Consider the following 22,298-nt stretch of genomic DNA (forward strand, 5'->3'; position numbering starts at 1 on the left):
ACCTATGGATTTTCTGAGTCAGGCTCAGTATGAGATTGCCCGCTACAATACCCGCCGTCATTTTCTAAAGAAATGTATGTCGGGGCTGGGTGCATTGACTTTAGGCTCATTCATGGGTTGCAATCCTACCAGCAGTAGTACGGAAAAACTTCTTTCTTCCAACCCCTTGGCTCCACTTTCTACCCATTTTGCCCCCAAAGCCAAGCGGGTAATATTTTTGCACATGGCAGGTGCTCCATCTCAACTGGAGCTGTTTGACTATAAGCCTGAACTGCAAAAACTGGATGGAAAGTCTTGTCCACCTTCACTGCTTGAAGGCAAGCGCTATCCTTTTTTGGGAGAGTCACCCATGATGATGGGGCCACAGGCTAGTTTTAAGCAATATGGGGGTTCCGGTACTTATGTCTCGGAATTTTTGCCTCACTTTTCCAGCATGGTAGACGAAGTGACAATCCTTAAAGCTTTGCATACCGATGAGTTCAACCATGCTCCTGCGCAACTGCTGATGCATACCGGTTCGCCTCGTTTGGGTAGACCCAGCATGGGTTCCTGGGCGGTTTATGGGCTGGGTTCGGAAAATCAGGATTTACCCGGTTTTGTGGTGCTGCTCTCCGGTGCGGAAAATATCAGTGCGGGCAAAAGTGCCTGGGGAAGTGGTTTTCTCCCTACTGTCTATCAGGGCGTGCAATGCCGATCCAAAGGAGATCCGGTTTTATATCTGTCCAATCCGGGTAAGATAGATAGCAAAATGCGCAAGCTGTCTATTGATAAGATCAACCAAATCAACGAGCGAGAATACCAGGAGTCGGGCGATCCGGAAATTCTTTCCCGGATATCCCAGTATGAGCTGGCTTTCAGGATGCAGACCGCTGTACCTGAAGTGATGAATATTAACGATGAGCCGCAATGGGTACATGAGATGTACGGCACTGAACCCGGAAAGCGTTCCTTTGCTAATAACTGCCTTTTAGCCCGAAGATTGGTGGAGCAGGGAGTTCGTTTTGTGCAGTTGTTTCACCGGGGCTGGGACCATCATGGCACCGGCAAAGGCAATGGCGTAGACGATGGACTCAAAAATATGTGCCAGTCCGTAGATCAAGCTACTACCGCTCTGGTCAAAGACCTGAAACAGCGGGGTTTGCTGGAAGATACCCTGGTGGTTTGGGGAGGAGAATTTGGCAGAACACCCATGATGGAAGCCCGTTCGGGAGCCAACTACAAAGGCCGTGACCATCATGGCGATGCCTTCACTATGTGGCTGGCCGGGGGAGGCATGAAACAGGGTTTCAGCTACGGTGAAACTGACGAGATCGGATTTCATGGCATCAAAGACAGGCTGCATGTGCATGATCTGCAAGCCACCATTCTGCATCAGTTAGGGCTGGATCATGAAAAGCTGACTTACACCTTCCAGGGTAGAGAGTTTCGTTTGACGGATGTGTCAGGAAAGGTAGCGAAAGACATTCTGGCTTAAGGTATTTACCTCAGACAAGCTGCCTTTCGCTTAAATTTAGCTTGCGAGATTATTCATCTGAAGATTGATCAATAATATCTTTCAGCTTTTGGATTTCCTCATCACTCAGGTTTTCTTCCTTCACCATAAAGGAAAGGAGAGAAGCCGGGGAATTGTCAAAGTAACCAGAGAGCAACTTTTTCATGTACATTTTACGATAGGCTGATTTGCTCACGATGGGGTGGTACTCATGCGTTTTGCCGTAAGCAGTATATCCCAGATAGCCTTTCTTTTCCAGAAGCCTTACCACCGATGAAATGGTGTTGTAAGGTGGTTTAGGATCATCCGGCAACTCTTCTATCACATCCTTGACAAAAGCTTTTTTGAGCTTCCAGAAGATTTGCATGATACGCTCTTCGGCTTTGGTTAATTCTTCCATGAGTGATTAATCTTTTGTCTGAATTTCAGTTAAAGTAAATTCAATATCTACAGTGCCATTTTCAAGGTCAGGGATAGGGTAAATGTCAACTTTTTTAGGATCAAAATAGCCCATTTCAGCAATGGCTTTTTGAGAGGCAATCAGTTCAGAACGATCAAACCACTCACCGGATTTCATAGAAATATGTTTGAGAATATCTTCTTTAGATACATTATTATTGCCTTTGATAATTACATCCCTCATCTTGATTTTTTCTCCTTCATCAATATTGAAAGTCAAACTGAAAACTCCTGGATCAATTTGATTCTCATTCACATTAATACTGAAAAACAAATAGCCATTATCCATGTACAAAGAAGACACGACATTATTTTCAGGATTAAAAGGATTATAATCTAGGCGAGAATTTATAAGCTCTTCATTGTAAAAATCTCCGGGTTTTAAGCCTAACACTTCGTTAAGCTTTTCATCACTGTACACGGTATTCCCTTCCCAGCGGATAGTAGCTATTGTTTTTCCGTTTTCCAGAGCGTTTTCATTGCTGGGTGGTTGAGAACTGCTTTTCTGGGCTACGGATTGTAGATCCTCCTGACCTTCATCTATACAGGATAATAAAAACATCAACGATGCGATAAGGGGAAGCAGCAGCAGGAAATAAAGCTTCTTGTGGGCTAATGTTCTGGTTTTCATAAGCATGGAAATTCTGTTTTTGATTTGTTTGTTGGAAAATGTAGTAGTGAGAGGTATTAATCTCTCGGTACAGGCCAGTTTGATCAGTAAGTGAGCATAGGCCTTATGTTTTGTTCCTTTACCTGCAACGGCTTCATCGGCCAGATATTCGTGTACATTTTGCAGGCTTTCTTTCAGGTATTTGACAGCAGGGTTAAACCAAAAAATTATGTAGGTAAGCTCCAAAAGCAGCAAATCCAGACTATGTTTTTGCCTGATATGCACCTGCTCATGGGCTTTGATTTTTTCAACCTCATCTGCATGCAGAGATGCTATTCCTCTCCCGATAAATATATAGTGCAGAAAAGAGAATGCTGCCAAACGTTCCGGTACATGCACTATCCAAAAACCTTCTTCTCTAACTTTTGGGTTACATCTGATAAGTTTGCTGATTTTGTATAGCCCCTCAATAAGTAACCAACTTTTACAGGCTATACCTCCCAGGTATACAAAGAGAGACAGGAGTAGCCAGTTCATTGCGCTGGCTGAAGCATTTTCAGAGGTGGTTTTAGTATAATTATTGAGATTCAGCCAATCATAAGTAGTCCATCCATTAAAACTAGGATTATCAGGCGAAGTACTCATTACGGAGAGCAGAGGTGATACAGAGGTATCAATGGTGGGAAGTATTGAGCTCAGTAAAATGCTTAATAGTAAATAGGCGCGCATCCATTTAAAATGAGTCAGCCTTGCCAAGAAGAGTTTGTAGAGTAGAGAGAAAGTCAGCAGGCAAAAACTTGCCTCCAGCAGGTACTGAAATAAAGTTGGTATCATACTTAGAATGTTGGCATGTCTCGAAGATAAAACTAATTATTTAGTTTTACAACTTATATTTCAGTTTTATAACTGAATATTCAGTTTATTGATTGAAATTGACTTTTACAGCTTTGTGTTGTCCAAGCTGCTGTACCTAATTGAACAAAAAAAAGGCCGCAAGCCTTCAGGAATAGAAAAGGCCTACGGCAAGATTCAATGGGGAAATTATAGGTAGGTTCTATAAGCACATGATTAGCCATACTGCAACTATCATCTGCTTACATCGTCCACTTTACTTTACTACTTCTTCCAAAACCGGATAATCAAGATAACCTTTTACACCGGGGGTATAGAAAGTATCAGCATCCCATTCGTTCAGGGGAGCGTTTTGTTCAAATCTTTCTACCAGATCAGGATTAGAAACATAGGGTTTACCAAATGCTACCAGATCAGCATCACCTGCCTCAATCACCGCATTACCCTTTTCCTGATCAAAATTTGAGTTGATGATCAGTGTACCTTTATACATAGGACGGTACCTTTTGGCAATCTGAGTTTCCGCGAAGGGTAGGGCAGATACATCATTGAAAGGCTCAGATAAATGCAGATAAGCTAAGTCATAATCATTCAGCTCATTGACAATATAGTCAAAGGTAGGGATGGTCTCTTCATTCATCTCCATTCCAAAAATACCGTGCAGTGAAGGGTTGAGCCTTAAGCCGATTCTGTTTTCAGGCATCACTTCCTTGATGGCATCTATAATTTCAAAAAGGATTCTGGCGCGATTTTCTTTGGAACCGCCGTACTCATCAGTACGAGTATTAGAAGTGCTGCTGAAGAATTGATGCAATAAGTAACCATTGGAAGAGTGTATTTCTATTCCATCAAATCCAGCTTCCATTGCATTTTTGGCCGCATTTTTAAAATCCTGTACCGTTTCCTTGATTTCTTCTTTGCTCATCGCTTTGGGGGTAACCGTATCCTTTAGACCTTCAGGAGTAAACGACTTAGCATTAGGATTAATGGCGGAAGGGGCAAGAGGTAATTTACCATTATGGAAATCGGGGTGAGAAATGCGACCTACATGCCATAACTGGATAAATATTATTCCACCATCATCATGTACTGCCTGCGTCACTTCTTTCCAGCCCTCTACCTGTGCTTCTGAGTAAATACCTGGAGTATTGATGTAGCCTACGGCGCGGGAAGAAATCTGAGAGCCTTCTGTTATAATCAATCCTGCGGATGCTCTTTGTCGGTAATATTCTCCCTGCAACGCTCTATTAGGAGTGTTTTCAGGATTATTGGCCCGACTTCTGGTCATGGGAGCCATTGCTACTCTGTTTTTTAGTGTAAGCTCACCTATTTTATATGATTGTAATAATGCTTGTTCTTTGCTCATCTTACTCTTTTGTTGAGGTTTGGTTTATCAATAAATGGATCATTAGATTGTAATTACATACAATGTATCTAATGTTTATACAAATAACGTAGCGTAAGATGATAAGTTTAGATTATGGGAAAAATAAAGCAAGAAAACCCGCTTTACTAAACAAATCTTCTACTTGTGCTATTCTATCATTACAGATTTATGTTTGAGCATGAAAGCTTAGCAATAATTCTTGAATGAGTTTTTCATTGCTTATTTTGTAATTAAACCAACTATCAATTTATTTTTTACTATGAGAAAGCTCACAAAACAATTCCTAAGGAATTCTGAAACCAAAAACTTTTGCTTCAGAATGTGTATGCTCACTATGACTTCAGTGTTATTCTGGGCATGCGAAAATAATCAGGCTGATGAAGACCAAATGACTAATTCTGAGCCAAACCCTGAATTTGTTGCTGATGAAGACAATGGTTCTATTAAGCTGGAAAATGGATTTAGTGCGTATGTAGTGGCAGATAGCATCGGAAAAACAAGGCATATGGCCATCCGTGAAAATGGAGACATCTATGTCAAGGTGCGCGATCCTGAAAGTGGAGGAGTGCTGGCGTTAAGAGATACTACCGGTGACGGGCGCGCTGATGTGCAGGAATATTTTGGCGAGAACGTAACAGGTACTGGCATTGGTATTTACAATGGCTACCTGTATTATGCTTCTCCTACCACGGTGTATCGTATTCAATTAGATGATAATGCTTTGGTTCCCAGCGGTAGCTCAGAGGTGGTAGTAGAGGGTTTTCTGGAACAACAACAGCATGAAGACAAAACATTAGCTTTTGATGGAAATGGAAATATGTTCGTCAATATTGGCGCACCTTCCAATGCTTGTCAGGAACAAATGCGTACGCCAGGTTCTCCCGGTCAGGACCCTTGCCCTCAACTGGAAAGACAAGCCGGTATCTGGCGTTTTGACGCCAACCAACTCAATCAGACGCAGGCTGATGGAGAGCGATATGCTACAGGCATACGAAATGCAGTAGCCATTGAATGGAATAAGAGTGCCAACAGTCTTTATGCCATGCAGCATGGACGCGATCAGTTGAACAGTTTGTGGCCCGATTACTACAATGATACCACAAGTGCTGAGCTTCCTGCTGAAGAGTTTTTGAAAGTGGAAGAAGGTGATGATTTTGGCTGGCCCTATTGTTATTACGATCCTAATAAAGAACTAAAAGTATTGTCTCCTGAATATGGTGGAAATGGTGAAGAAGTAGGTCGTTGTGAAAGTGCCAAAGATCCAATTATGGCGTTTCCTGCCCATTGGGCTCCCAATGCTTTGGTATTTTATAATGGAGATCAGTTTCCTGAACAGTACCAGAATGGAGCCTTCATTGCTTTCCATGGCTCCTGGAATCGTGCTCCCCTTCCTCAGAAAGGTTATAACGTGGCTTTTGTGCCTATGGAAAATGGCATGCCCAGTGGTGATTATGTTCGTTTTGCGGATGAATTCGCCGGAGGAGGTGAAGAGTTTACCAGCCCTGCTGATGCTGAATTCAGACCTACAGGATTGGCTATTGGCCCGGATGGCTCGCTTTACATCAGCGACGATCAGAAAGGAAGAATCTGGCGTGTCTTTTATGATGACGCCAGTGCAGTAGCCATGCGATAGGTTAAACTACAGGAAATTCCCAAAGCTTTGTGAGCTTTGGGCTTTTTTTGTAATTTTCCCCAATTAATTAATCAAAATTGGAAATAACCTTGAAAAAACTAAGTCTTTTTTTAACAGCAGCTGGCATGTGTTGTCTGGTTGCCTGTTCCGGAGGAAGCGAAAGCAGCAACTCTAGTGCTAGTGATAGTCAACCGGAAGCGGCAGAAACTGAAACAGCCCAAGAAGAATCTCCTCAGGCCTCAGCGGAACTTACTCAAAAAATGGAAACCGGTAAGACAGTATACAATACCTATTGTATTGCCTGCCATCAGGCGGACGGAAGTGGTGTGCCCGGTGCCTTCCCTCCTCTACAGGAAACTGAGTGGGTAAACGGAGAAAAAGATACTCTCATTTCAATAGTACTTAATGGTCTACAGGGTGAAATTACTGTGAAAGGCCAAAAATATAATAGCGTGATGACAGCCCACAATTTCCTTTCCGACGAAGAGGTTGCTGGAGTGCTCACGTATGTGCGTAAATCATTTGGAAATAATTCCAGTGAAGTTACTGCGGAAGAAGTAGCGGAAATTCGTGGGGGAGAGGTAGAATAGTGTTTTTCATTCCGATGAAACAGTTTTCAAACCTCCTATCCCGAAAAATTTGGAAAATTATCAATGCTGGTGTCTTACATCAGCATTTGTTTTTTTACAACTTGTGAGTTGTCTGATTCTCAAAAGTTCAGGCATTGATAAAATAATGTGTACAAAGATTTGTTGTTTCTGCAATGAACAAACTAACAACAAAGAACTAATAAAGCATATATGGCAGAATTAAACGCTCAAACTGATTCTCCGGCCAGAGACAGATCAAATGAATTGTTTGGCCACCCCAAAGGTCTGTTTTATCTATTTTTTGCTGAACTGTGGGAGCGCTTTAGTTTCTACGGCATGCGGGCACTATTGACGCTCTACATGGTGCAGCAGGTGTTTGAAGCATTAGCCAACAAGGATACAGTCTCAGCCATTGTTTATTCATCATATGGATCGTTAGTGTACGCCTCACCTTTAATAGGAGGGAGAATAGCGGACCAAATATTAGGTTACCGAAAGTCAATTATGCTGGGAGGTATATTTATGGCGGTCGGCCATTTTGTTTTAGCAATAGAAAATAATGTGGCTTTCTTCACCGCCCTGGCATTTATCATTGTGGGTAATGGTTTTTTTAAACCCAATATTTCCACATTTGTAGGAGCGCTTTATCCAACCGGAGATACCCGGAAAGATTCAGGCTTTACTATTTTCCATATGGGTATCAATATCGGTGCATTCCTGTCACCAATTTTATGTGGCTGGCTGGGTGCCAACTATGGCTGGCACTATGGCTTTGCACTGGCAGGAATAGGCATGGTAGCCGGAGTCATTGTTTTTCAGCGAGGTATCAACAAAGGAGTATTCTACAATCATGGTTTACCACCTTATCCTGAAAAATTACAGGAAAGAAAACTAGGTTTGAAAGCAGAGTCAAGAATATGGGTGCTTTCGCTACTGGCAGTACCTATCATAGCACTGCTTTTATCTTCTTACGAGTTCATAGCGGGGGGGACAAGTTTCTTAGGCAAAATAACCATTGTCAATCTGATATTTTACGCGCTGAGTATTTTTATTCTGGGATACATAGGCTGGGTAATGTCTACCATAGATGTCAAAGCCCGCAAGCAGTTAGCAGTAGCCATGTTCTTAACAGTCTTTATGACACTCTTCTGGGGTTTTCATGAGCTTTCTGGAAACATCATCACACTTTTTTCTGAGCGTAATGTAATACTGGATGTTTGGTTATTTGATAATGCTGCTGCTACCAACGCGCTTAATCCGCTATTCATCATTTTGCTGGCCATTCCGGTCTCAGCACTTTGGGTAAAATTATCCAAAGTCAATATCAACCCTCGCACACCTTATAAATTTGCTATGGGGCTTGCACTCTTAGGGCTGGGCTTTTATATCCTGTTTTTGAGTAGGGGTGCTGCCAATGAAGAAGGAATGGTGCCTTTTATTTTTCTGGTGCTTATGTACTTATGTCTTTCGTTGGGAGAACTGTTTACTTATCCAGTAGGTCTTTCCAAAATTACCGATCTTTCTCCTAAGACAATAGTAGCGTTTATGATGGGCGTCTGGTTTTTATCCTCGGCCTATGCTTTCCAGATCGTAGGATTCGTAGGGCAACGCTTAGCGATTGATAATCTGGAATCCGGTGAAGCTGTACCTGCTGCTGATTCATTGCAAATATACACCTCAGGGTTTGAATCTATCGCCTATGTGGCATTGGGAGGAGCAGTAGTAGTGGTATTACTTTCTCCGCTTCTCAACCGTTGGATGCACGAAATCCACTAGCATGGGTAAAGGTCCGGATTTATGGGCCTTTACGCTTTTTGTAAAATGTTAAGCGTAACGATCTCACTATCTCTAAGCAGCTTACGCTTGCTTGACGGAAGCTTAATTTTAGTTCTTAAAGAATAAGGTTTCAGGTCTTCGTTGATTACTGTTTTCAGAACTTCGGGATGAATGTAATACTCTTTGCAAACGCTTACAGTGTTACCCAAATCCTGGGCTACGATTTTGACCAATGCGGACTCATATTTGAGGCGGGGATTTTCTTCCACTGCTTTCAATGCTTTTGCCTGACTTTCAACCGCCAGAGTGGTTCCTCCCCAGGTTCTGAAGTCTTTACTGCTAAAGTTTTCACCAGCTATCTGATGGAGATACTCATTTACGTCATGAGAGTTTATAGCCTGATACTTTCTATTTTCTTCTTGGTAGGTAAATATTTCATATCCGGGTAGCTCAGCACATTCTTTTATAAGCTTACTGAGTTGGTTATTGCGGAGGCTTATCTTACGATATTTTCCGCTTTTGGCTTTGTACTCCAGTTTGCCTACCCCTTTTTCAAAATCAAGATGCTTATTTCTGAGGGTAGTAGCTCCAAAAGTTTCATGTTGATCTTTGTAATATTGATTTCCGATACGTACATGGTACTCGTCCATCATCTGAATTACCAGGCACACCACTTTTTCTTTAGACCATCCTTTCTCATTCAGGAGCGTAGAAGTATGTTCACGAATGGTAGGTATGGCTAAACCAAAGGCTTCAATTCTGGAAAATTTAGCCAGGTTTCGGTATTCTGTCCACGCAGAGTGGTAAATATACTGTTTGCGTTCTTTCTGATCCAAGCCTGTAGCCTGAACGTGGCTCCGGGGATTTGGGCTTATCCAAACCTTATCCCACATAGGAGGAATTCCTAGAGCCTTAATTCTATCTATAGTTTCAGCGTCTTTAATGATGTTACCTGAAGCATCGTGATAACTAAAGCCTTTTCCTCTTTTTATGCGGGTAAAACCTTCCGTATGCTCGGAAGTATATATTAAATCCTTGGGGCACTCAATTGCTTTCACTTAGTCTAAAAAATAAATAACCAAAAAAAGGGTAATCCTATATCAGATTACCCAATTGCTTAGAAAAAGTTTGTCATAAAAAAGTATTTGTTTTAGAAATTTTCTTCAAGCTCAACAGTTACATTTCTACGGATAAGAAGTTTGGTAATACTTACCATCATACCTGTAAGTACTGTAAATAAAAATGCACTTTGCCATGATACTTCTCTTGAAGCCGGATTTTCAGGGGGTTCAGAATCAGTACTAAGCTTCCAGATGTATTTGATCAATCGTCGTACAGCAATGGCGGCAAGCAGCGTCATGCCGCTCACCATGTACTCTTTAAACTTATCATCATCTGTGTGCTCCTTTATAAATTTTTTGGCTTTTTTCATTTGAGTCTAAATTTATTAAAGTTCAGATAGTTTATTGATGAATGAATTTACAATAAGTTAATGTAAATAATCCCTGATATGAATAATTGTATCGTATCAGGGATTAGAAAATTATTTTGACAATACTACAAAAGCATGAATGACTCCTGGTAACCAGCCAATGAGCGTTAATAGCAGGTTGATCCAGAATTTACCGGATAAACCATATTGAAGTGCTACCCCTAATGGAGGCAAAAAAATCGCGAGTATAATGGATAATACAGACATCGGATTAGAGTTTAAAAGTTAAAAAAATTATTAAGTGGTCTTATCCACAATTTGTTAATAACTGTATAAGGTGGAAAGCTACTTAAATGTTTAGGGCATTCTGCGGAAATCAATGATGTGCGCTTTTGATTAGAAAGTGTTCTACATAGTGTAGAATACTTTCCTCGGAAAAATATAGTAGTTGAAATAGTATAAGTAGTGTAGTTATTCTTTTTTATCCTGAAAACCTGCCTAATTTCTTCTAAAATCGCCTTTTTGTATTTGTAGCAAGTTTCAATAATTCATTGGCATGGCTTTTACAATAGGTATGGTACATAAATACTTAAACCAGACTATTTTACTTATGAGACTTATATCAGGAATTGTAATTGGTTTACTAGCAGGTGTTGCTACTGGAATACTGACAGCGCCTGAAAAAGGTAAAAAAACCAGGAAAAAGTTTAATAGAGATAGCAACAGGTTTCGGAAAGATGTAGAAAAGTCTATTAACAAAAATATAGACAGTCTTTTAGAAACAATAAACAAAGGGATGGATAGATCATCTAAAAAAAGTAAAAAAACAATTTTTAATTTAAAGAGAACAGCTAAAGTCTAATCATTAGTATTTGACTTTAAAGTACTTTTTAGATTCCTCATTTTTTTACTGTATATTCATTACCTTCATAAGAATTTGTTTGGGTCAAGGGGAAATTCAATGGCCCAGAGGTAAATTTTTTATATCTTTTTTTATTTAACTTTTTATACGTTACAATTTTAAATCAAACTTTTTAAGAAAATGAAGACTAATAATAGAAACATAAGCTTTTTAGTAGCATCATTATTTTCCGTATTTGTTTTCGCTCAATGTACTTCTCCTAATGAGACTACAAACGACGAGATGGGTGAAGATACTGAGATCTTGGATGAAAACGAGATGGAAAACGACATGGAACAGATGGAAGCCAACTGGGAAGCAGAGCAAGAAGAGTGGGAAGCTGCTTTACAAAACAGAATTAGTGAAGTAGAGCAGGAAATGCAGGATGCTTCAGGTGATGCTCAGGCAGAGCTAAACGAGGAGTTGGACGAATTGAACAATGATCTGCAAGAAGTGCAGAATGCCACTGCTGATAATTGGAACGAGCTTAAGTCTAATCTGAATGAGACTTGGCAAGATATTGAGCAGGGTATAGAAGAGGAAATAAATGAAATTGATAGCTAATATCAAACTTTATTAATCAGAAAAATCAGGGTTTATTCCCTGATTTTTTTTTGCGCCTACCTAAAAAAGTTGATATTATTTTAGCTAAACGTCTCCAGAATGCTTTTTTTGACTTATGAACAGAGAAAAGTTCCTTTTTATTATCAATCCCATTTCTGGTGGATTAGATAAATCTAAGTATCTAAACAAACTCAGGCAGATTTTTCATAGTCAGCAAAAAACTTTTGAGGTTTTTGAAACTCAGGGAGTAGAAGAAGATTATGCTAACGCACTAAAAGCAATTGATGAGTTTCAACCTGATGTAGTAGTGGCTGTAGGAGGAGATGGTACTTGTAATTTTGTTGCGGATCTGATAACGGATAAAAATGTCCTTTTTGGTATAGTCCCTCTCGGGTCTGCCAACGGCCTGGCAAGGGAACTGAACATAAGTGAAAACCATGAGCTTTCTACCAAGTTGTTGTTTAGTGGAATTGAAAAACCTATTGATGCCTTACTCATTAATGGTGAACACCTTTGTCTGCATCTCAGCGATATTGGTTTGAATGCTAAAGTGGTAAAGCGGTTTGAGGAGGAGAAAATAAGAGGCAAGTTTGGTTACCTTCGTCAGTTCATCAGAGAGATTATCCACACTGTACCCAAAAAATTTAGGTTTGAGCTAAATGGTAATAAGTTCAAGAAAAAAGCTCATATGGTAGTGATTGCAAATGCTACCAAGTATGGTACAGGAGCTGTGATGAATCCGGTAGGAAAAATAGATGATGGAAAATTTGAAATCTGTATTGTCAAGCCTTTTCCTAAGTATGCCATTTTTTCTATAGCATATCATATGTTTATGGGGAGCCTCAAAACTTCACCTTACGTAAAAATCATTTCCTGCAAAGAGATTACTATTCACAATCCTCAAGAAGAAGTATTACAGGTAGATGGTGAAGTAATTGGGTATCCCCCTACGGTAAATGTATCTATAAAAAAGCATGCATATCGTCTGATTGTACCTAAGCCTAATGCCAGAAACTCTATTCTTGGTTTACCATTCTCTCAAACACAATCTGAAAGTCACTAGCCATATGCTTGTTGAATGTTTTCTCGTCTACAATACCCTTGAGTGCTTTCGGTGGCAGATAACCCTTCTGAATAGCGTCTACTGCTGCAGCTTCTGTATCTTTTACCAGTAGCATTCGGGTGTCGTAGGCTATAAGTTCCTCAGCTATATTATTGACAAAATCATGGCGTTTTGGCACTACATCGCGAATGTATATGGTTTTGATCCTCTCAGGAAATTCATGCACAATTTGTTTATAGATCTCCGCATCATGCTGACCACTATCGCCAATAAGAATAAACTCTCGCTCTTCATGTAAGCTGAGTATGTGTCTGATTTTATCAAGCTTATGATCGTGGTTACCCCCTCCTGATTTCCACATTTTTTTCAGATTGATTTTTACTTCTCTGAGCAGAAAAGGTCCTTTGGGAAGGTCATGGTGATGACAAAAATCAGCAAGCAGGTCATACAGATTCCATTCGCTACTGGACACATAAAAAAAAGGATTGAAATTTTTCTCATCCTCGGTATTACCAGTGCCTCTTTCCAGCGCACAATAAAATGCCGCTACTCCATCAAAGGGAAGACGGGTTTTAGCATTTTTAAAAAGCATCAACCTTAGCTTTTTACGCATATTGGTAGCATGCGAGATCAGCAGGGTATCATCAATATCTGTAATCACTCCATACTGGGCTCTTTTTCTGGTGAGCAGTATCTCTCCATATGATTCGGTAAATAATTTATCATCTTTAAGTATGTAGAAACGAATAGGTTGCCAATCTTCATCATCAATCATTCCTTCTTCCACCCTTTGGTTAACAATAAAAAAACCATCATCATCAGTAGTGTATCTTCTTACTCTTCCGGCAAATTCAGCATATACTTCTACATCGGAGATGCCACTACTGCTGTATCTCTTGACCATTGCCAGCAAATTCTGCCAAAGACTATCATGCTCTTCCGGTTGTGAAAGACCGGTATCTTCTATTACTCTACCTCTGATGAAAAACTGATAGTGATTGCCATAACCTCTGTAAGGTAAAATGATGGGCTTGCCAATCCAGCCTAATTTTTTTTTAATAAAAGATTTTAACTTCCGGAAAGGATAGTTAACAACATCCACTAAAAGATTAAAAATATCCATAATCTGGCGTTTGGGTTCATCCAAAAAAAAGCAAAGGCTCTAAACCTTTGCTTTATCATTACGCATATATTTGTCAATTAAGATTGAGCTGTTTCAGACTCAAATTCATGTAACTGGCTAAGTGTTCCTTTGATCATTTTTAATTGTTCCTGTACGCGTTCTTCTATATAAGCAGGAAGATTGCCTTTCAGCGCTTCAGAATACTTATCTATAGCATGTTTTTCACCGCGTATACATTCATCCAATACAGCTTTAGTATCATTACCACTTAGACCAGCTTTGAAATCCATCCATTCACGGTGCAACTTACTTACAATAGTGTCATCACCTTTAGCTTCCTGACCGAAATCCTTGATCAGGTCGTTCTCTAGTTCTGAACGAAACAAGGCTCTCTGCTGTGATAAACGATACAAAATGGTTTTAAACTCACTATTCTCTACTCTTTCGGAGGCATTTTTATAGCCTCTTTCTCCTTCTTTACAAACTGCTATTAATTCATTAATAGTGTTTACTATCTTTTTATTTGCTTCAGTATTACTCATAATATTGAATAGATTAAAATTAAAAAATTTGATTATTGAATGTTAAAAAAAGTTATCTGAATACTATCAGATATTATTAATGATATCTCTAACTTCTTCTTTGGTTTTACCTAGTTTCTTTTGCAGTCTGCCTATCAGTTCATCTTCTTTACCCTCACTGAAGGCTAAATCATCATCGGTAAGCATACCGTATTCCTGCTTAATTTTTCCTTTCTTTTCGTTCCAGTTTCCTTTTATATCAAGCTTGTTCATAGTTTAAAAAATGTTTTCGTTTCATGCATCTTACTACCTATCAAAACAACTAAAATAGGTGCATGTTTGTAAATTTTTATAAAAAATGGCTTCTCTTCGTGAATAAAGTTTTTAAAAATCCCAGAAGAGGATTCTACACAACATGGAATAAAATTTACAATTGAGGTCTAACTGCAATATGTGTAAGAAATATATTAATACGTTTTTTTTTGAGTAAAAATGCTTAAAAAATAATGGGTAAAATGATACAATTCTCAATAACAATGTTGATTTATTAATAATTAATATTCAAAAGTGTTTAAATTTAGCCATATTATTATAAATTAGTAAAATTAAAATTAATCTAGCCTATTAAAGCTGACATGTAACTTATAAATAGTTTTGCACAAAAATTGATACTGCTATGGTAAGAAAATACAATAGAGTGATGGATAAGTTTAAAATATCATTTAAATGTAGCAAGCAACCCGAAGGTACAAATGGCCTTTTGGGATTTGAGCCTGACAAAGCTTACATAGGCAGGGCTTATAATGGCTTGTATGAAGTGTCTACTGATTGGGGTAGGGGCAAGCCTACCATTTTACTGGATAGAAAAATCTTTGACCGTTATTTTGAGCTAGTCAGAGATAACTGATTTTGTTTAAACAAGCTATATAACAGAAGGCAAACTGCTTTCTGTTTTTTTTTATGGAGATTTTACAAATAAAAGAAAACTGCCTTTATGTAAGTGACCTACTACGAACTCGTCATTTTTATAAAGAAGTCATTGGCCTGGAATTAATCAGTTTTGTGGAGGGGCGGCACGTGTTCTTTAGAGCAGGACGCTCTGTACTTTTGTGCTTTTTACCAGAAGTAACTAAACAGGAAGAGACCTTACCGCCACATTTTGCATACGGCCAGCAGCATTTGGCTTTTGAAGTGTCGCAAAGCGAATACGAAGAGTGGAAGAAAAAACTTACCGATCAGAACATAAAGATCGTTCATGAGCAACATTGGAAAGAAAATTTGTACTCTTTCTACTTCTATGACCCAGACCAGCATGTGCTGGAAATTATCCCCCCCGGTATTTGGGAGTAATCAGACTTCCTGATTAGCCATCATCAACTCCTGAGCCGCCATGACAATCAGGCGATTGTTTCTGCGATGCGCCACACAGTTTTTGATGTACTCACAACTGTAACCAGTGCGTTTGCTAAGATGAAGATAGTCTTCCTGGTGAAGATGCTTTTTTATTTCCCTGATATTTTCCATATTTGTACTTGCTATAAGTACAAGTATATGCTTTAAAAAAGTATATTGCAAGAGAAAGTATTCTTAAATAAAGTATAATTTCAATAAATGTCTGATAATCAGTATAAAAATCTTGTAAATGAGCGATTCTTTGAATGCATTAATATGCTTAAAAAAAGTAAGCAGGTGCATTCCGATAGAGAATTTGCAACCAGCATTGATGTGTCACCTTCTAATCTGGGAGACATCAAAGCCAATCGCCGCTCAGTGACACTAGAGATTCTGAACCGAGCTTTTCAGAGATTCGGAATCAATAGTGCCTATGTTATCACAGGAAAGGGCAAACCCTTTCACAACCATTCAGAAAATGGTGAGGCAGAAGGAAAACAGTTTACTGAAGTAATTGTAGTAGCTACACAAGATACTCAGGGCAATACCACTGTGCCGCTAATCAACCATAAAGCGGCAGCAAACTACCTTTCTGGTTACGAATCTCAGGAGTTTCTTGAGTCTCAGGAAAGTATACAACTGCCTGGCTATATGCTTAAGGATGGTCTTTGTTATGCCGTACAGGTTAGTGGTGACAGTATGGAGCCTACCCTTTCAGAGGATGACTGGGTAATCTGTAGGCTGCTAGACAAAAGTGATTACCGCTATATTAATGATGGTGCAGTATACGTAGTTGTTTCCGAAGAGAGAGGAATTCAGGTTAAACGACTGAAGAACCGCTTGCAACAGTATGGAAGTGTCCGTTGTCTCTCTGATAACCCTAAGCATGAACCCTATGAGCTTTCTGAACAGCAAATTTTGCAGCTATGGAAAGTTGAGTGGCATTTAAGATCACATTTGCCTGAAGTTAATTTTGAACTTGATGATTTACAGGATAAGATTTCTGCCATGGCTAAAGAAATGAAAAAGCTTCAGCAGAACTTAGGCGCTAATTAGCATTAGCATAATTGCTTTCTCTTGACAAACTAAAGGACATTCAATTGTAGAATTTCCTATTGATTTTTTTGTGTTAACTTGCCAAAGTTTTGAGAATGATTCTCAAAACTTTTTTACGTTTTACCCATTGTTAGTATAGTAAGTTAAGCCGCTTTTTTATGATCCACTATAAAAGTATTGAAGAGATAGAGCTTATGCGCGAAAGTGCACTCATCGTGTCAAAGACCCTTGGCCTGATGGCTCAGGAAATAAAACCGGGAGTAACGCCACTATATCTGGATAAGCTTGCAGAAGAATTTATTCGTGATCAGGGAGCTAAGCCAGGCTTTCTTGGTCTATATGATTTTCCTAACACACTTTGCATGTCTCTTAATGAAGCAGTGGTGCATGGCATCCCAAATGAGCGGCCTTTGGAAGAGGGAGATATTATTTCAATAGATTGTGGAGCAGTAAAAAATGGCTTTTATGGTGACCATGCTTATACTTTTGAAGTGGGAGAGGTGGCTCCTGAGGTAAAAAAACTGCTTAAAATTACCAAAGAATGTTTAGATCTGGGTATTGAGCAAACCAGAGCGGGGAAAAGAATCGGTGATATTAGTTTTGCAATACAGCAACATGCTGAAGAAAATGGGTATGGTGTAGTACGAGAGTTAGTAGGGCATGGCTTGGGTAAAAAAATGCACGAATCACCCGAAGTGCCAAATTATGGCAAAAGAGGGAGAGGTCCGGTGATAAAAAATGGTTTGGTACTGGCAATTGAACCCATGATCAACCTGGGAACAAGACGCGTGAAACAGTTGAGCGATGGTTGGACAATTATAACTGCTGACAGAAGACCTTCAGCACATTTTGAGCATGATGTTGCAGTGGTGAATGGCGAGCCGGATGTTTTATCTACTTTTAAGTATGTAGAAGAGGCCCTTGCACAAAAAGTGATTTGATAAAAAAAGCCCCTTTTTTGGTAAAAGGGGCGGAAAATTAATATGTAAATTAAGTAAGCTTAAGCTTTCTGCTCTTCTCTAATCTGCTTTCTTCTTCCTGATAGAATTCTGAACTCACTAATTTTATCCACTAACTCTTGGAGTTCATTCACAGATATATGCTGATGGGTATCACACTTGGCAGTTCCTACTTCAATCAAAACCCCATCATACAAATACTCTTCTTCACTTACCTTCATCGTCATAGCTTTTACCGTTTCTTCTACGATCTGATCCCGCATTTTAGGACCAAGTGAGTGACTTGGGTCAAAATATGCAGCAATGTTTTTATCTGCATGACGCCTTTTAGTCCGCATAGCAGTATAATGAATAGGAAGGTTGCGGTATTCTCCTTTAGCAGGTAAATCACAACCTCTTTGAATAAGTATGACTTCCTCTGCGATAGATGCATAATTGACCAGGCCATCCCATACTGTCTCTATACTGGTTTTACCTTTAAAATCTTTACTCTCGGCCTTTTTATACTCTTCACCCAGCCATTTACCGTTTTTCAAACCTACAATCCAACCGTGTTCTTCTGCAAATCCGGCCATTTGGCGAATGTGCCATCCTAACTGATCAACTGCAGAATTCCAAACCAGGAAAGGGTCATTGGCAAATGACTTTTTGATACAGGCTAGCTGAATTGCGGGAAGCATAATCTCAGAAGAAGGGATAAGCCCGGTATCCTGGTATATTTTTTCAGCCATCTCTACAGTTGGTAAAGGAACGAGGTCGTCAGCATTTCCACCATGACCAAAAATATTGAAGTTTTGCATGATCGCCTCAAAATCATAGCCCATGAATCCGGCATCCGAATTCTCCATGTCAAAGTTTGTGCGGGATTTTAGTCCTACCGTTCTGGCTCCATACAAAGCAGGCTTTCCATTTGATTTTATTTCTGCCATTTTGTAGACTTCTTCTATATTGAAGTCATCAAGCGAATCGGGACCGGCATAAATTTTTACTTCAGGATTTTTCATGATCAGTGAATTAGTTGTGCTAATTCGTTCAGCGAATAGGTAATAATTGTTTAATAAGCTACAAACCTAATCATTTCCAGACTTTTAACTAAGCATTTATGCTAAAAAAGTCACTTCCAATAGGTTAGGCTTGACATAATGACAAATCGTAATAAGATCAGATAGTACAAAAGTAATATACAATACCCCAAAAAAGGAAGATAAGAATTAAATCGGTTGCATTATTTTAATAATGACGAATTAAGTAATGACCACGATTTAGAATATTTCCAAAAAAAATAAGTATAGATTCCTTTTTTTTTAAAAACACTCTTGTTTAATTGGATATTAATAGGATTATTTAATAAAAGCTTACATTATACATTTTTCATTAAAGTAGTGTAAGTGTTACTAATTCGCTTATTAAAGCAATCTTTTATTTATCAATTATCTAATAAAACAATCTAATTATGAAAAATTATTTACCGCCTTGGCGGAAGTCCATGAGCTTGCTCATGGCTTTCATGTTTGTTAGTATTTTTGCCTGGTCACAGGACAGAACCATTAGGGGAACTGTCACGGATGGAGAAACAGGTGAGGCTTTACCGGGAGTCAACGTAGTGGTGAAAGGCACTACTTCTGGTACCATTACTAATGTTGAAGGGCAATATAGCCTTAGTGTGTCCGGTGATGCGCAAACGATTGTCTTTTCATCAGTTGGATATGAAACTGATGAAGAGGAAATTAACAACCGCTCTACCATTGATATGACCCTTATGCCCGACATTCAGTCTTTATCAGAAGTGGTAGTAGTAGGTTATGGTACCCAGGAAAAAAGAGATGTAACAGCAGCAATCGGCTCTGTTAGTGAACAGGAAATTAAAGAATTACCTGTAGCAAGTTCTGTTGAAACCCTCCAGGGTAGAGTAGCTGGTGTGGATATTAGAAGTAATGGTGGTCGTCCGGGACAAGGTGTGTCCATTAATATTCGTGGACGTCGTTCTATTACAGCGGATAATGATCCTCTGTTTGTAGTTGATGGTATCCCTATTCAGGGAACTATTAACGACATCAACCCTCAGGATATAGAATCTATGGAGGTACTTAAAGACGCCGCTTCTACCGCTATTTATGGTTCCAGAGGTGCAAATGGTGTTATTTTAATTACCACCAAGAGAGGTAGCCAGGGTAAGACAACTGTAACCTACGATGGTTACTACGGACCTACCCAAGCTGCCAATACGGTTGACATGATGAATGGTGCTGAGTTTGCTAATTTGAAGCGTGAATCAAGACGTACAAATCCTGAATCAGGCTTATTATCGTGGGATGGTGAAATTCTTCCTGATTCAGAAGTTTTCCTAGACCCGGTAGAACTTACTTCATTAGAGCAAAATCCTGTCAGGTCAACTGATTATCAAGATTTGGTACTACAGACCGGTTATCGTACAAACCACCAATTGAATGTATTAGGGGGAAATCAGAAAACCCAATTCTTAATTTCAGGCAGTTTTTATGATGAAGAAGGTATTATTCCGACACAAGCTTTTACACGTTATACAGTCAGAGTAAATCTGGATCATCAGATAAATGATAAGATAAGAGTAGGTACTTCAACACTTTTTAGCCGTTCTATTGAAGACAGAGCTACTAACCCTCTGGGAGAAGCCTTGTCAAACAACCCATTAGGAGTACCATACGATGAAGATGGTAATCTTATTTTCTTACCTACCAATGATGGTATTCGTACTAATCCACTCAGTGAATTAGTACCAGGTGCTATTGAGGAAGAGTATAAATTTAACCGTTTATTTGCCAGTATTTATGCCAACTTTGAGCTTGCAGAAGGTTTGTCTTATAAGATAAATTTTGGCCCTGACCTCCAGACTCGTAGAATTGGTGGTTTTAGAGCAAGCTTAACGAATGCTCGTCGTGGTGCTCCACCTACAGCTGCAAGAAATAATAGAGAAGAGTTCAGCTATACTTTGGAGAACTTAGTAAACTATAGCAAAGATTTTGGAGATAATCATAGTTTGGGTGTAACCCTGCTTCAAAGTATTCAGCAATGGCGTAGGGAAGAAGATAACCTCAATGTTAGAGGCTTGCCCTATGAAACCCAGCAGTTTTACAATGTAGGTACCGCCTCAGAAATTTTAGGAGTTGGTAGCCGATTAGAAGAGTGGCAATTGGCTTCTTACATGGGTAGAATCAATTACGAACTCGCTGGGAAATATTTAATTCAGGCTAATATCCGTGCTGATGGTTCTTCTCGTTTGGCTGAAGGCAACAAATGGGCTTACTTCCCAGGTATTTCTGCAGGATGGCGTATTGTAGATGAGCCATTTATGCAGAATCAGAATTTTGTACAGGAGTTAAAGCTAAGAGCCAGTTATGGTGTGGTGGGTAATACCTCAATTGATCCTTATCAAACTGCCGGTCGTTTGGGAAGAACTACTTATGCTTATGGTGATGAACCTGGTTTTGGATATCGCTTGGCTGAAATCCCTAACGAAGACCTAAGCTGGGAGAAGACAGCTACTATAGATGTAGGTATTGACTATGGCTTCCTGGACGGAAGAATTTCAGGTTCCATTGACTTTTATCAGGCAAATACTACTGACCTGATACTTGAACGTCAGTTACCTTATACTTCCGGCTATGATTATATTCTGCAAAATGTAGGAAGTACTAGGAATACAGGGGTAGAACTTTCACTTAATACGATCAACTTTGATAACCCTGACGGTTTCAGGTGGACTACCAATTTAAATGTATCTCGTAACAAAGAGGAGATTGTAGAACTGTATAATGGAGCACAAGATGATGTGGGTAGCCGCTGGTTTATTGGTGAGCCGTTGGTTGTTTTCTATGATTTTGAAAAAGCAGGTATTTGGCAGATTGACGAAGCTGACGAAGCTGATGTATACAATCAGGTTCCAGGTGATATCAAGCTAGTAGACCGAGACAATAATGGAAGAATAGATGGAGATGACAGAGTGATCTTAGGAGATGATATCCCTGATTTCACTGGTGGTCTTACTAACCGATTTGAATATGGCCCGTTTGACCTGTCGGTATTTCTTTACGCAAGGGTAGGTCATATGCTTAATAGTGCATTCCACGATGGTAATAATACCTTACAAGGAAGATATAATAACCTGGATGTAGATTACTGGACCCCTAACAATCCTACTAATGCATACCCTCGTCCTAATAACAACCAGGAGTCTATTCCCTATGGTAGTACGTTAAGGTATTTTGACGGAAGCTATGTGAAAATCAGAAATATTTCTTTTGGTTATAATTTTCCTACAGAATTTATAGAAAGAGCTGGATTAAGCAGAGCCAGAATTTACGGAAGTATTCAGAATGCCTATACTTTCACAAATTATGATGCTTTTGATCCTGAGATTTATGATGATGATGATCCTGAAGTAGATGGTGAGGTGCCTATCCCTAGAGTATTTTTAATAGGTGTAAATCTTAGTTTCTAACGATAAACGAC

23 protein-coding genes are annotated in these 22,298 nt (G+C 39.3%); 12 read left to right on the forward strand and 11 right to left on the reverse strand.

Annotated elements, in window-relative coordinates; all coding sequences use genetic code 11:
* The first annotated feature begins 4 nt into the window (after window positions 1-4).
* On the forward strand, window positions 5-1,474 hold the full coding sequence (locus WJR50_RS05530) for a DUF1501 domain-containing protein (protein WP_341292239.1): 1,470 nt from the start codon (window positions 5-7) through the stop codon (window positions 1,472-1,474).
* A 49-nt stretch (window positions 1,475-1,523) separates the two neighbouring features.
* Here the strand turns inward: WJR50_RS05530 and WJR50_RS05535 are convergent, their stop codons facing one another.
* The 3 genes from WJR50_RS05535 to WJR50_RS05545 form a co-directional block, all read right to left on the reverse strand.
* A complete protein-coding gene (locus tag WJR50_RS05535) occupies window positions 1,524-1,892 on the reverse strand; it encodes a BlaI/MecI/CopY family transcriptional regulator (RefSeq protein WP_341292240.1) in 369 nt (122 codons plus the stop codon).
* Window positions 1,893-1,898: 6 nt separating this feature from the next.
* The gene (locus WJR50_RS05540; RefSeq protein ID WP_341292241.1) at window positions 1,899-3,395 is read right to left on the reverse strand and encodes a POTRA domain-containing protein; all 1,497 of its coding nucleotides are present in this window, start codon (window positions 3,393-3,395) and stop codon (window positions 1,899-1,901) included.
* A gap of 274 nt (window positions 3,396-3,669) precedes the next feature.
* On the reverse strand, window positions 3,670-4,779 hold the full coding sequence (locus tag WJR50_RS05545) for an alkene reductase (RefSeq protein WP_341292242.1): 1,110 nt from the start codon (window positions 4,777-4,779) through the stop codon (window positions 3,670-3,672).
* Between the two features lie 355 nt (window positions 4,780-5,134).
* Between WJR50_RS05545 and WJR50_RS05550 the strand changes: the two genes are divergently transcribed.
* The 3 genes from WJR50_RS05550 (at window position 5,135) to WJR50_RS05560 (ending at window position 8,799) form a co-directional block, all read left to right on the forward strand.
* Window positions 5,135-6,433, forward strand: coding sequence for a PQQ-dependent sugar dehydrogenase (locus tag WJR50_RS05550; RefSeq protein WP_341292243.1), 1,299 nt, complete (start codon window positions 5,135-5,137; stop codon window positions 6,431-6,433).
* Window positions 6,434-6,522: 89 nt separating this feature from the next.
* Window positions 6,523-7,023, forward strand: a complete 501-nt coding sequence (locus WJR50_RS05555; protein WP_341292244.1) for a c-type cytochrome — start codon at window positions 6,523-6,525, stop codon at window positions 7,021-7,023.
* 210 nt (window positions 7,024-7,233) lie between these two features.
* Window positions 7,234-8,799, forward strand: a complete 1,566-nt coding sequence (locus WJR50_RS05560) for a peptide MFS transporter (RefSeq protein ID WP_341292245.1) — start codon at window positions 7,234-7,236, stop codon at window positions 8,797-8,799.
* Between the two features lie 29 nt (window positions 8,800-8,828).
* Here the strand turns inward: WJR50_RS05560 and WJR50_RS05565 are convergent, their stop codons facing one another.
* The 3 genes from WJR50_RS05565 to WJR50_RS05575 form a co-directional block, all read right to left on the reverse strand.
* The gene (locus WJR50_RS05565) at window positions 8,829-9,857 is read right to left on the reverse strand and encodes a DNA topoisomerase IB (protein ID WP_341292246.1); all 1,029 of its coding nucleotides are present in this window, start codon (window positions 9,855-9,857) and stop codon (window positions 8,829-8,831) included.
* A gap of 92 nt (window positions 9,858-9,949) precedes the next feature.
* Window positions 9,950-10,231 (reverse strand): DUF4235 domain-containing protein, encoded by a 282-nt coding sequence (locus tag WJR50_RS05570; RefSeq protein WP_341292247.1) that lies wholly within the window; start codon window positions 10,229-10,231, stop codon window positions 9,950-9,952.
* A 111-nt stretch (window positions 10,232-10,342) separates the two neighbouring features.
* Window positions 10,343-10,498 (reverse strand): YqaE/Pmp3 family membrane protein, encoded by a 156-nt coding sequence (locus WJR50_RS05575; RefSeq protein ID WP_341292248.1) that lies wholly within the window; start codon window positions 10,496-10,498, stop codon window positions 10,343-10,345.
* Between the two features lie 343 nt (window positions 10,499-10,841).
* Between WJR50_RS05575 and WJR50_RS05580 the strand changes: the two genes are divergently transcribed.
* The 3 genes from WJR50_RS05580 to WJR50_RS05590 all read left to right on the forward strand — a co-directional run bounded on the left by WJR50_RS05580 (window position 10,842) and on the right by WJR50_RS05590 (window position 12,759).
* Window positions 10,842-11,093, forward strand: a complete 252-nt coding sequence (locus tag WJR50_RS05580; RefSeq protein ID WP_341292249.1) for a YtxH domain-containing protein — start codon at window positions 10,842-10,844, stop codon at window positions 11,091-11,093.
* Window positions 11,094-11,273: 180 nt separating this feature from the next.
* Window positions 11,274-11,696: a hypothetical protein gene (locus WJR50_RS05585; RefSeq protein ID WP_341292250.1), complete on the forward strand. Its 423-nt coding sequence runs from the start codon at window positions 11,274-11,276 to the stop codon at window positions 11,694-11,696.
* A gap of 115 nt (window positions 11,697-11,811) precedes the next feature.
* Window positions 11,812-12,759 carry a diacylglycerol/lipid kinase family protein gene (locus tag WJR50_RS05590; protein ID WP_341292251.1) on the forward strand — a complete coding sequence of 316 codons (948 nt, stop codon included), beginning with the start codon at window positions 11,812-11,814 and terminating at the stop codon, window positions 12,757-12,759.
* Here WJR50_RS05590 and WJR50_RS05595 read toward each other — a convergent pair.
* The 3 genes from WJR50_RS05595 to WJR50_RS05605 all read right to left on the reverse strand — a co-directional run bounded on the left by WJR50_RS05595 (window position 12,713) and on the right by WJR50_RS05605 (window position 14,676).
* Complete coding sequence (locus tag WJR50_RS05595) at window positions 12,713-13,882, reverse strand: App1 family protein phosphatidate phosphatase (protein ID WP_341292252.1); 1,170 nt, start codon at window positions 13,880-13,882, stop codon at window positions 12,713-12,715. The two genes, WJR50_RS05590 and WJR50_RS05595, sit on opposite strands and share 47 nt — an antisense overlap.
* Window positions 13,883-13,959: 77 nt before the next feature.
* Entirely contained in the window at window positions 13,960-14,424 is a 465-nt protein-coding gene (locus tag WJR50_RS05600; protein WP_341292253.1) for a ferritin-like domain-containing protein, read from the reverse strand.
* A gap of 66 nt (window positions 14,425-14,490) precedes the next feature.
* Window positions 14,491-14,676, reverse strand: coding sequence for a CsbD family protein (locus WJR50_RS05605; protein ID WP_341292254.1), 186 nt, complete (start codon window positions 14,674-14,676; stop codon window positions 14,491-14,493).
* Between the two features lie 403 nt (window positions 14,677-15,079).
* Between WJR50_RS05605 and WJR50_RS05610 the strand changes: the two genes are divergently transcribed.
* Window positions 15,080-15,310, forward strand: coding sequence for a hypothetical protein (locus tag WJR50_RS05610; protein WP_341292255.1), 231 nt, complete (start codon window positions 15,080-15,082; stop codon window positions 15,308-15,310).
* Between the two features lie 53 nt (window positions 15,311-15,363).
* A complete protein-coding gene (locus WJR50_RS05615) occupies window positions 15,364-15,753 on the forward strand; it encodes a VOC family protein (RefSeq protein WP_341292256.1) in 390 nt (129 codons plus the stop codon).
* Here WJR50_RS05615 and WJR50_RS05620 read toward each other — a convergent pair whose 3' ends face one another.
* Entirely contained in the window at window positions 15,754-15,927 is a 174-nt protein-coding gene (locus WJR50_RS05620) for a hypothetical protein (RefSeq protein ID WP_341292257.1), read from the reverse strand.
* 144 nt (window positions 15,928-16,071) lie between these two features.
* On the opposite strand from WJR50_RS05620, the gene WJR50_RS05625 reads away from it, so the two are divergent.
* Window positions 16,072-16,851, forward strand: coding sequence for a S24 family peptidase (locus WJR50_RS05625; RefSeq protein ID WP_341292258.1), 780 nt, complete (start codon window positions 16,072-16,074; stop codon window positions 16,849-16,851).
* A 158-nt stretch (window positions 16,852-17,009) separates the two neighbouring features.
* On the forward strand, window positions 17,010-17,792 hold the full coding sequence (gene map / locus WJR50_RS05630) for a type I methionyl aminopeptidase (protein WP_341292259.1): 783 nt from the start codon (window positions 17,010-17,012) through the stop codon (window positions 17,790-17,792).
* A 59-nt stretch (window positions 17,793-17,851) separates the two neighbouring features.
* On the opposite strand, the gene WJR50_RS05635 is transcribed toward map, so the two are convergent.
* On the reverse strand, window positions 17,852-18,814 hold the full coding sequence (locus tag WJR50_RS05635) for a hypothetical protein (RefSeq protein WP_341292260.1): 963 nt from the start codon (window positions 18,812-18,814) through the stop codon (window positions 17,852-17,854).
* Between the two features lie 449 nt (window positions 18,815-19,263).
* On the opposite strand from WJR50_RS05635, the gene WJR50_RS05640 reads away from it, so the two are divergent.
* Window positions 19,264-22,287, forward strand: a complete 3,024-nt coding sequence (locus WJR50_RS05640) for a SusC/RagA family TonB-linked outer membrane protein (protein WP_341292261.1) — start codon at window positions 19,264-19,266, stop codon at window positions 22,285-22,287.
* The last annotated feature ends 11 nt before the right edge of the window (window positions 22,288-22,298 follow it).

It is taken from the genome of Catalinimonas locisalis (assembly GCF_038039535.1).
Lineage (GTDB): Bacteria > Bacteroidota > Bacteroidia > Cytophagales > Cyclobacteriaceae > Catalinimonas.

Excerpts from the sequence above, each read along its gene's own strand:
- WJR50_RS05540 (WP_341292241.1), bottom strand. The coding sequence starts at position 3,395 with ATGATACCAACTTTATTTCAGTACCTGCTGGAGGCAAGTTTTTGCCTG.
- WJR50_RS05580 (WP_341292249.1), top strand. The coding sequence starts at position 10,842 with ATGAGACTTATATCAGGAATTGTAATTGGTTTACTAGCAGGTGTTGCT.
- WJR50_RS05595 (WP_341292252.1), bottom strand. The coding sequence starts at position 13,882 with ATGGATATTTTTAATCTTTTAGTGGATGTTGTTAACTATCCTTTCCGG.
- WJR50_RS05615 (WP_341292256.1), top strand. The coding sequence starts at position 15,364 with ATGGAGATTTTACAAATAAAAGAAAACTGCCTTTATGTAAGTGACCTA.
- WJR50_RS05545 (WP_341292242.1), bottom strand. The coding sequence starts at position 4,779 with ATGAGCAAAGAACAAGCATTATTACAATCATATAAAATAGGTGAGCTT.
- WJR50_RS05570 (WP_341292247.1), bottom strand. The coding sequence starts at position 10,231 with ATGAAAAAAGCCAAAAAATTTATAAAGGAGCACACAGATGATGATAAG.
- map (WP_341292259.1), top strand. The coding sequence starts at position 17,010 with ATGATCCACTATAAAAGTATTGAAGAGATAGAGCTTATGCGCGAAAGT.
- WJR50_RS05605 (WP_341292254.1), bottom strand. The coding sequence starts at position 14,676 with ATGAACAAGCTTGATATAAAAGGAAACTGGAACGAAAAGAAAGGAAAA.
- WJR50_RS05635 (WP_341292260.1), bottom strand. The coding sequence starts at position 18,814 with ATGAAAAATCCTGAAGTAAAAATTTATGCCGGTCCCGATTCGCTTGAT.
- WJR50_RS05610 (WP_341292255.1), top strand. The coding sequence starts at position 15,080 with ATGGTAAGAAAATACAATAGAGTGATGGATAAGTTTAAAATATCATTT.
- WJR50_RS05535 (WP_341292240.1), bottom strand. The coding sequence starts at position 1,892 with ATGGAAGAATTAACCAAAGCCGAAGAGCGTATCATGCAAATCTTCTGG.
- WJR50_RS05620 (WP_341292257.1), bottom strand. The coding sequence starts at position 15,927 with ATGGAAAATATCAGGGAAATAAAAAAGCATCTTCACCAGGAAGACTAT.
- WJR50_RS05550 (WP_341292243.1), top strand. The coding sequence starts at position 5,135 with ATGACTTCAGTGTTATTCTGGGCATGCGAAAATAATCAGGCTGATGAA.
- WJR50_RS05640 (WP_341292261.1), top strand. The coding sequence starts at position 19,264 with ATGAAAAATTATTTACCGCCTTGGCGGAAGTCCATGAGCTTGCTCATG.
- WJR50_RS05585 (WP_341292250.1), top strand. The coding sequence starts at position 11,274 with ATGAAGACTAATAATAGAAACATAAGCTTTTTAGTAGCATCATTATTT.
- WJR50_RS05530 (WP_341292239.1), top strand. The coding sequence starts at position 5 with ATGGATTTTCTGAGTCAGGCTCAGTATGAGATTGCCCGCTACAATACC.
- WJR50_RS05575 (WP_341292248.1), bottom strand. The coding sequence starts at position 10,498 with ATGTCTGTATTATCCATTATACTCGCGATTTTTTTGCCTCCATTAGGG.
- WJR50_RS05600 (WP_341292253.1), bottom strand. The coding sequence starts at position 14,424 with ATGAGTAATACTGAAGCAAATAAAAAGATAGTAAACACTATTAATGAA.
- WJR50_RS05560 (WP_341292245.1), top strand. The coding sequence starts at position 7,234 with ATGGCAGAATTAAACGCTCAAACTGATTCTCCGGCCAGAGACAGATCA.
- WJR50_RS05590 (WP_341292251.1), top strand. The coding sequence starts at position 11,812 with ATGAACAGAGAAAAGTTCCTTTTTATTATCAATCCCATTTCTGGTGGA.
- WJR50_RS05625 (WP_341292258.1), top strand. The coding sequence starts at position 16,072 with ATGCTTAAAAAAAGTAAGCAGGTGCATTCCGATAGAGAATTTGCAACC.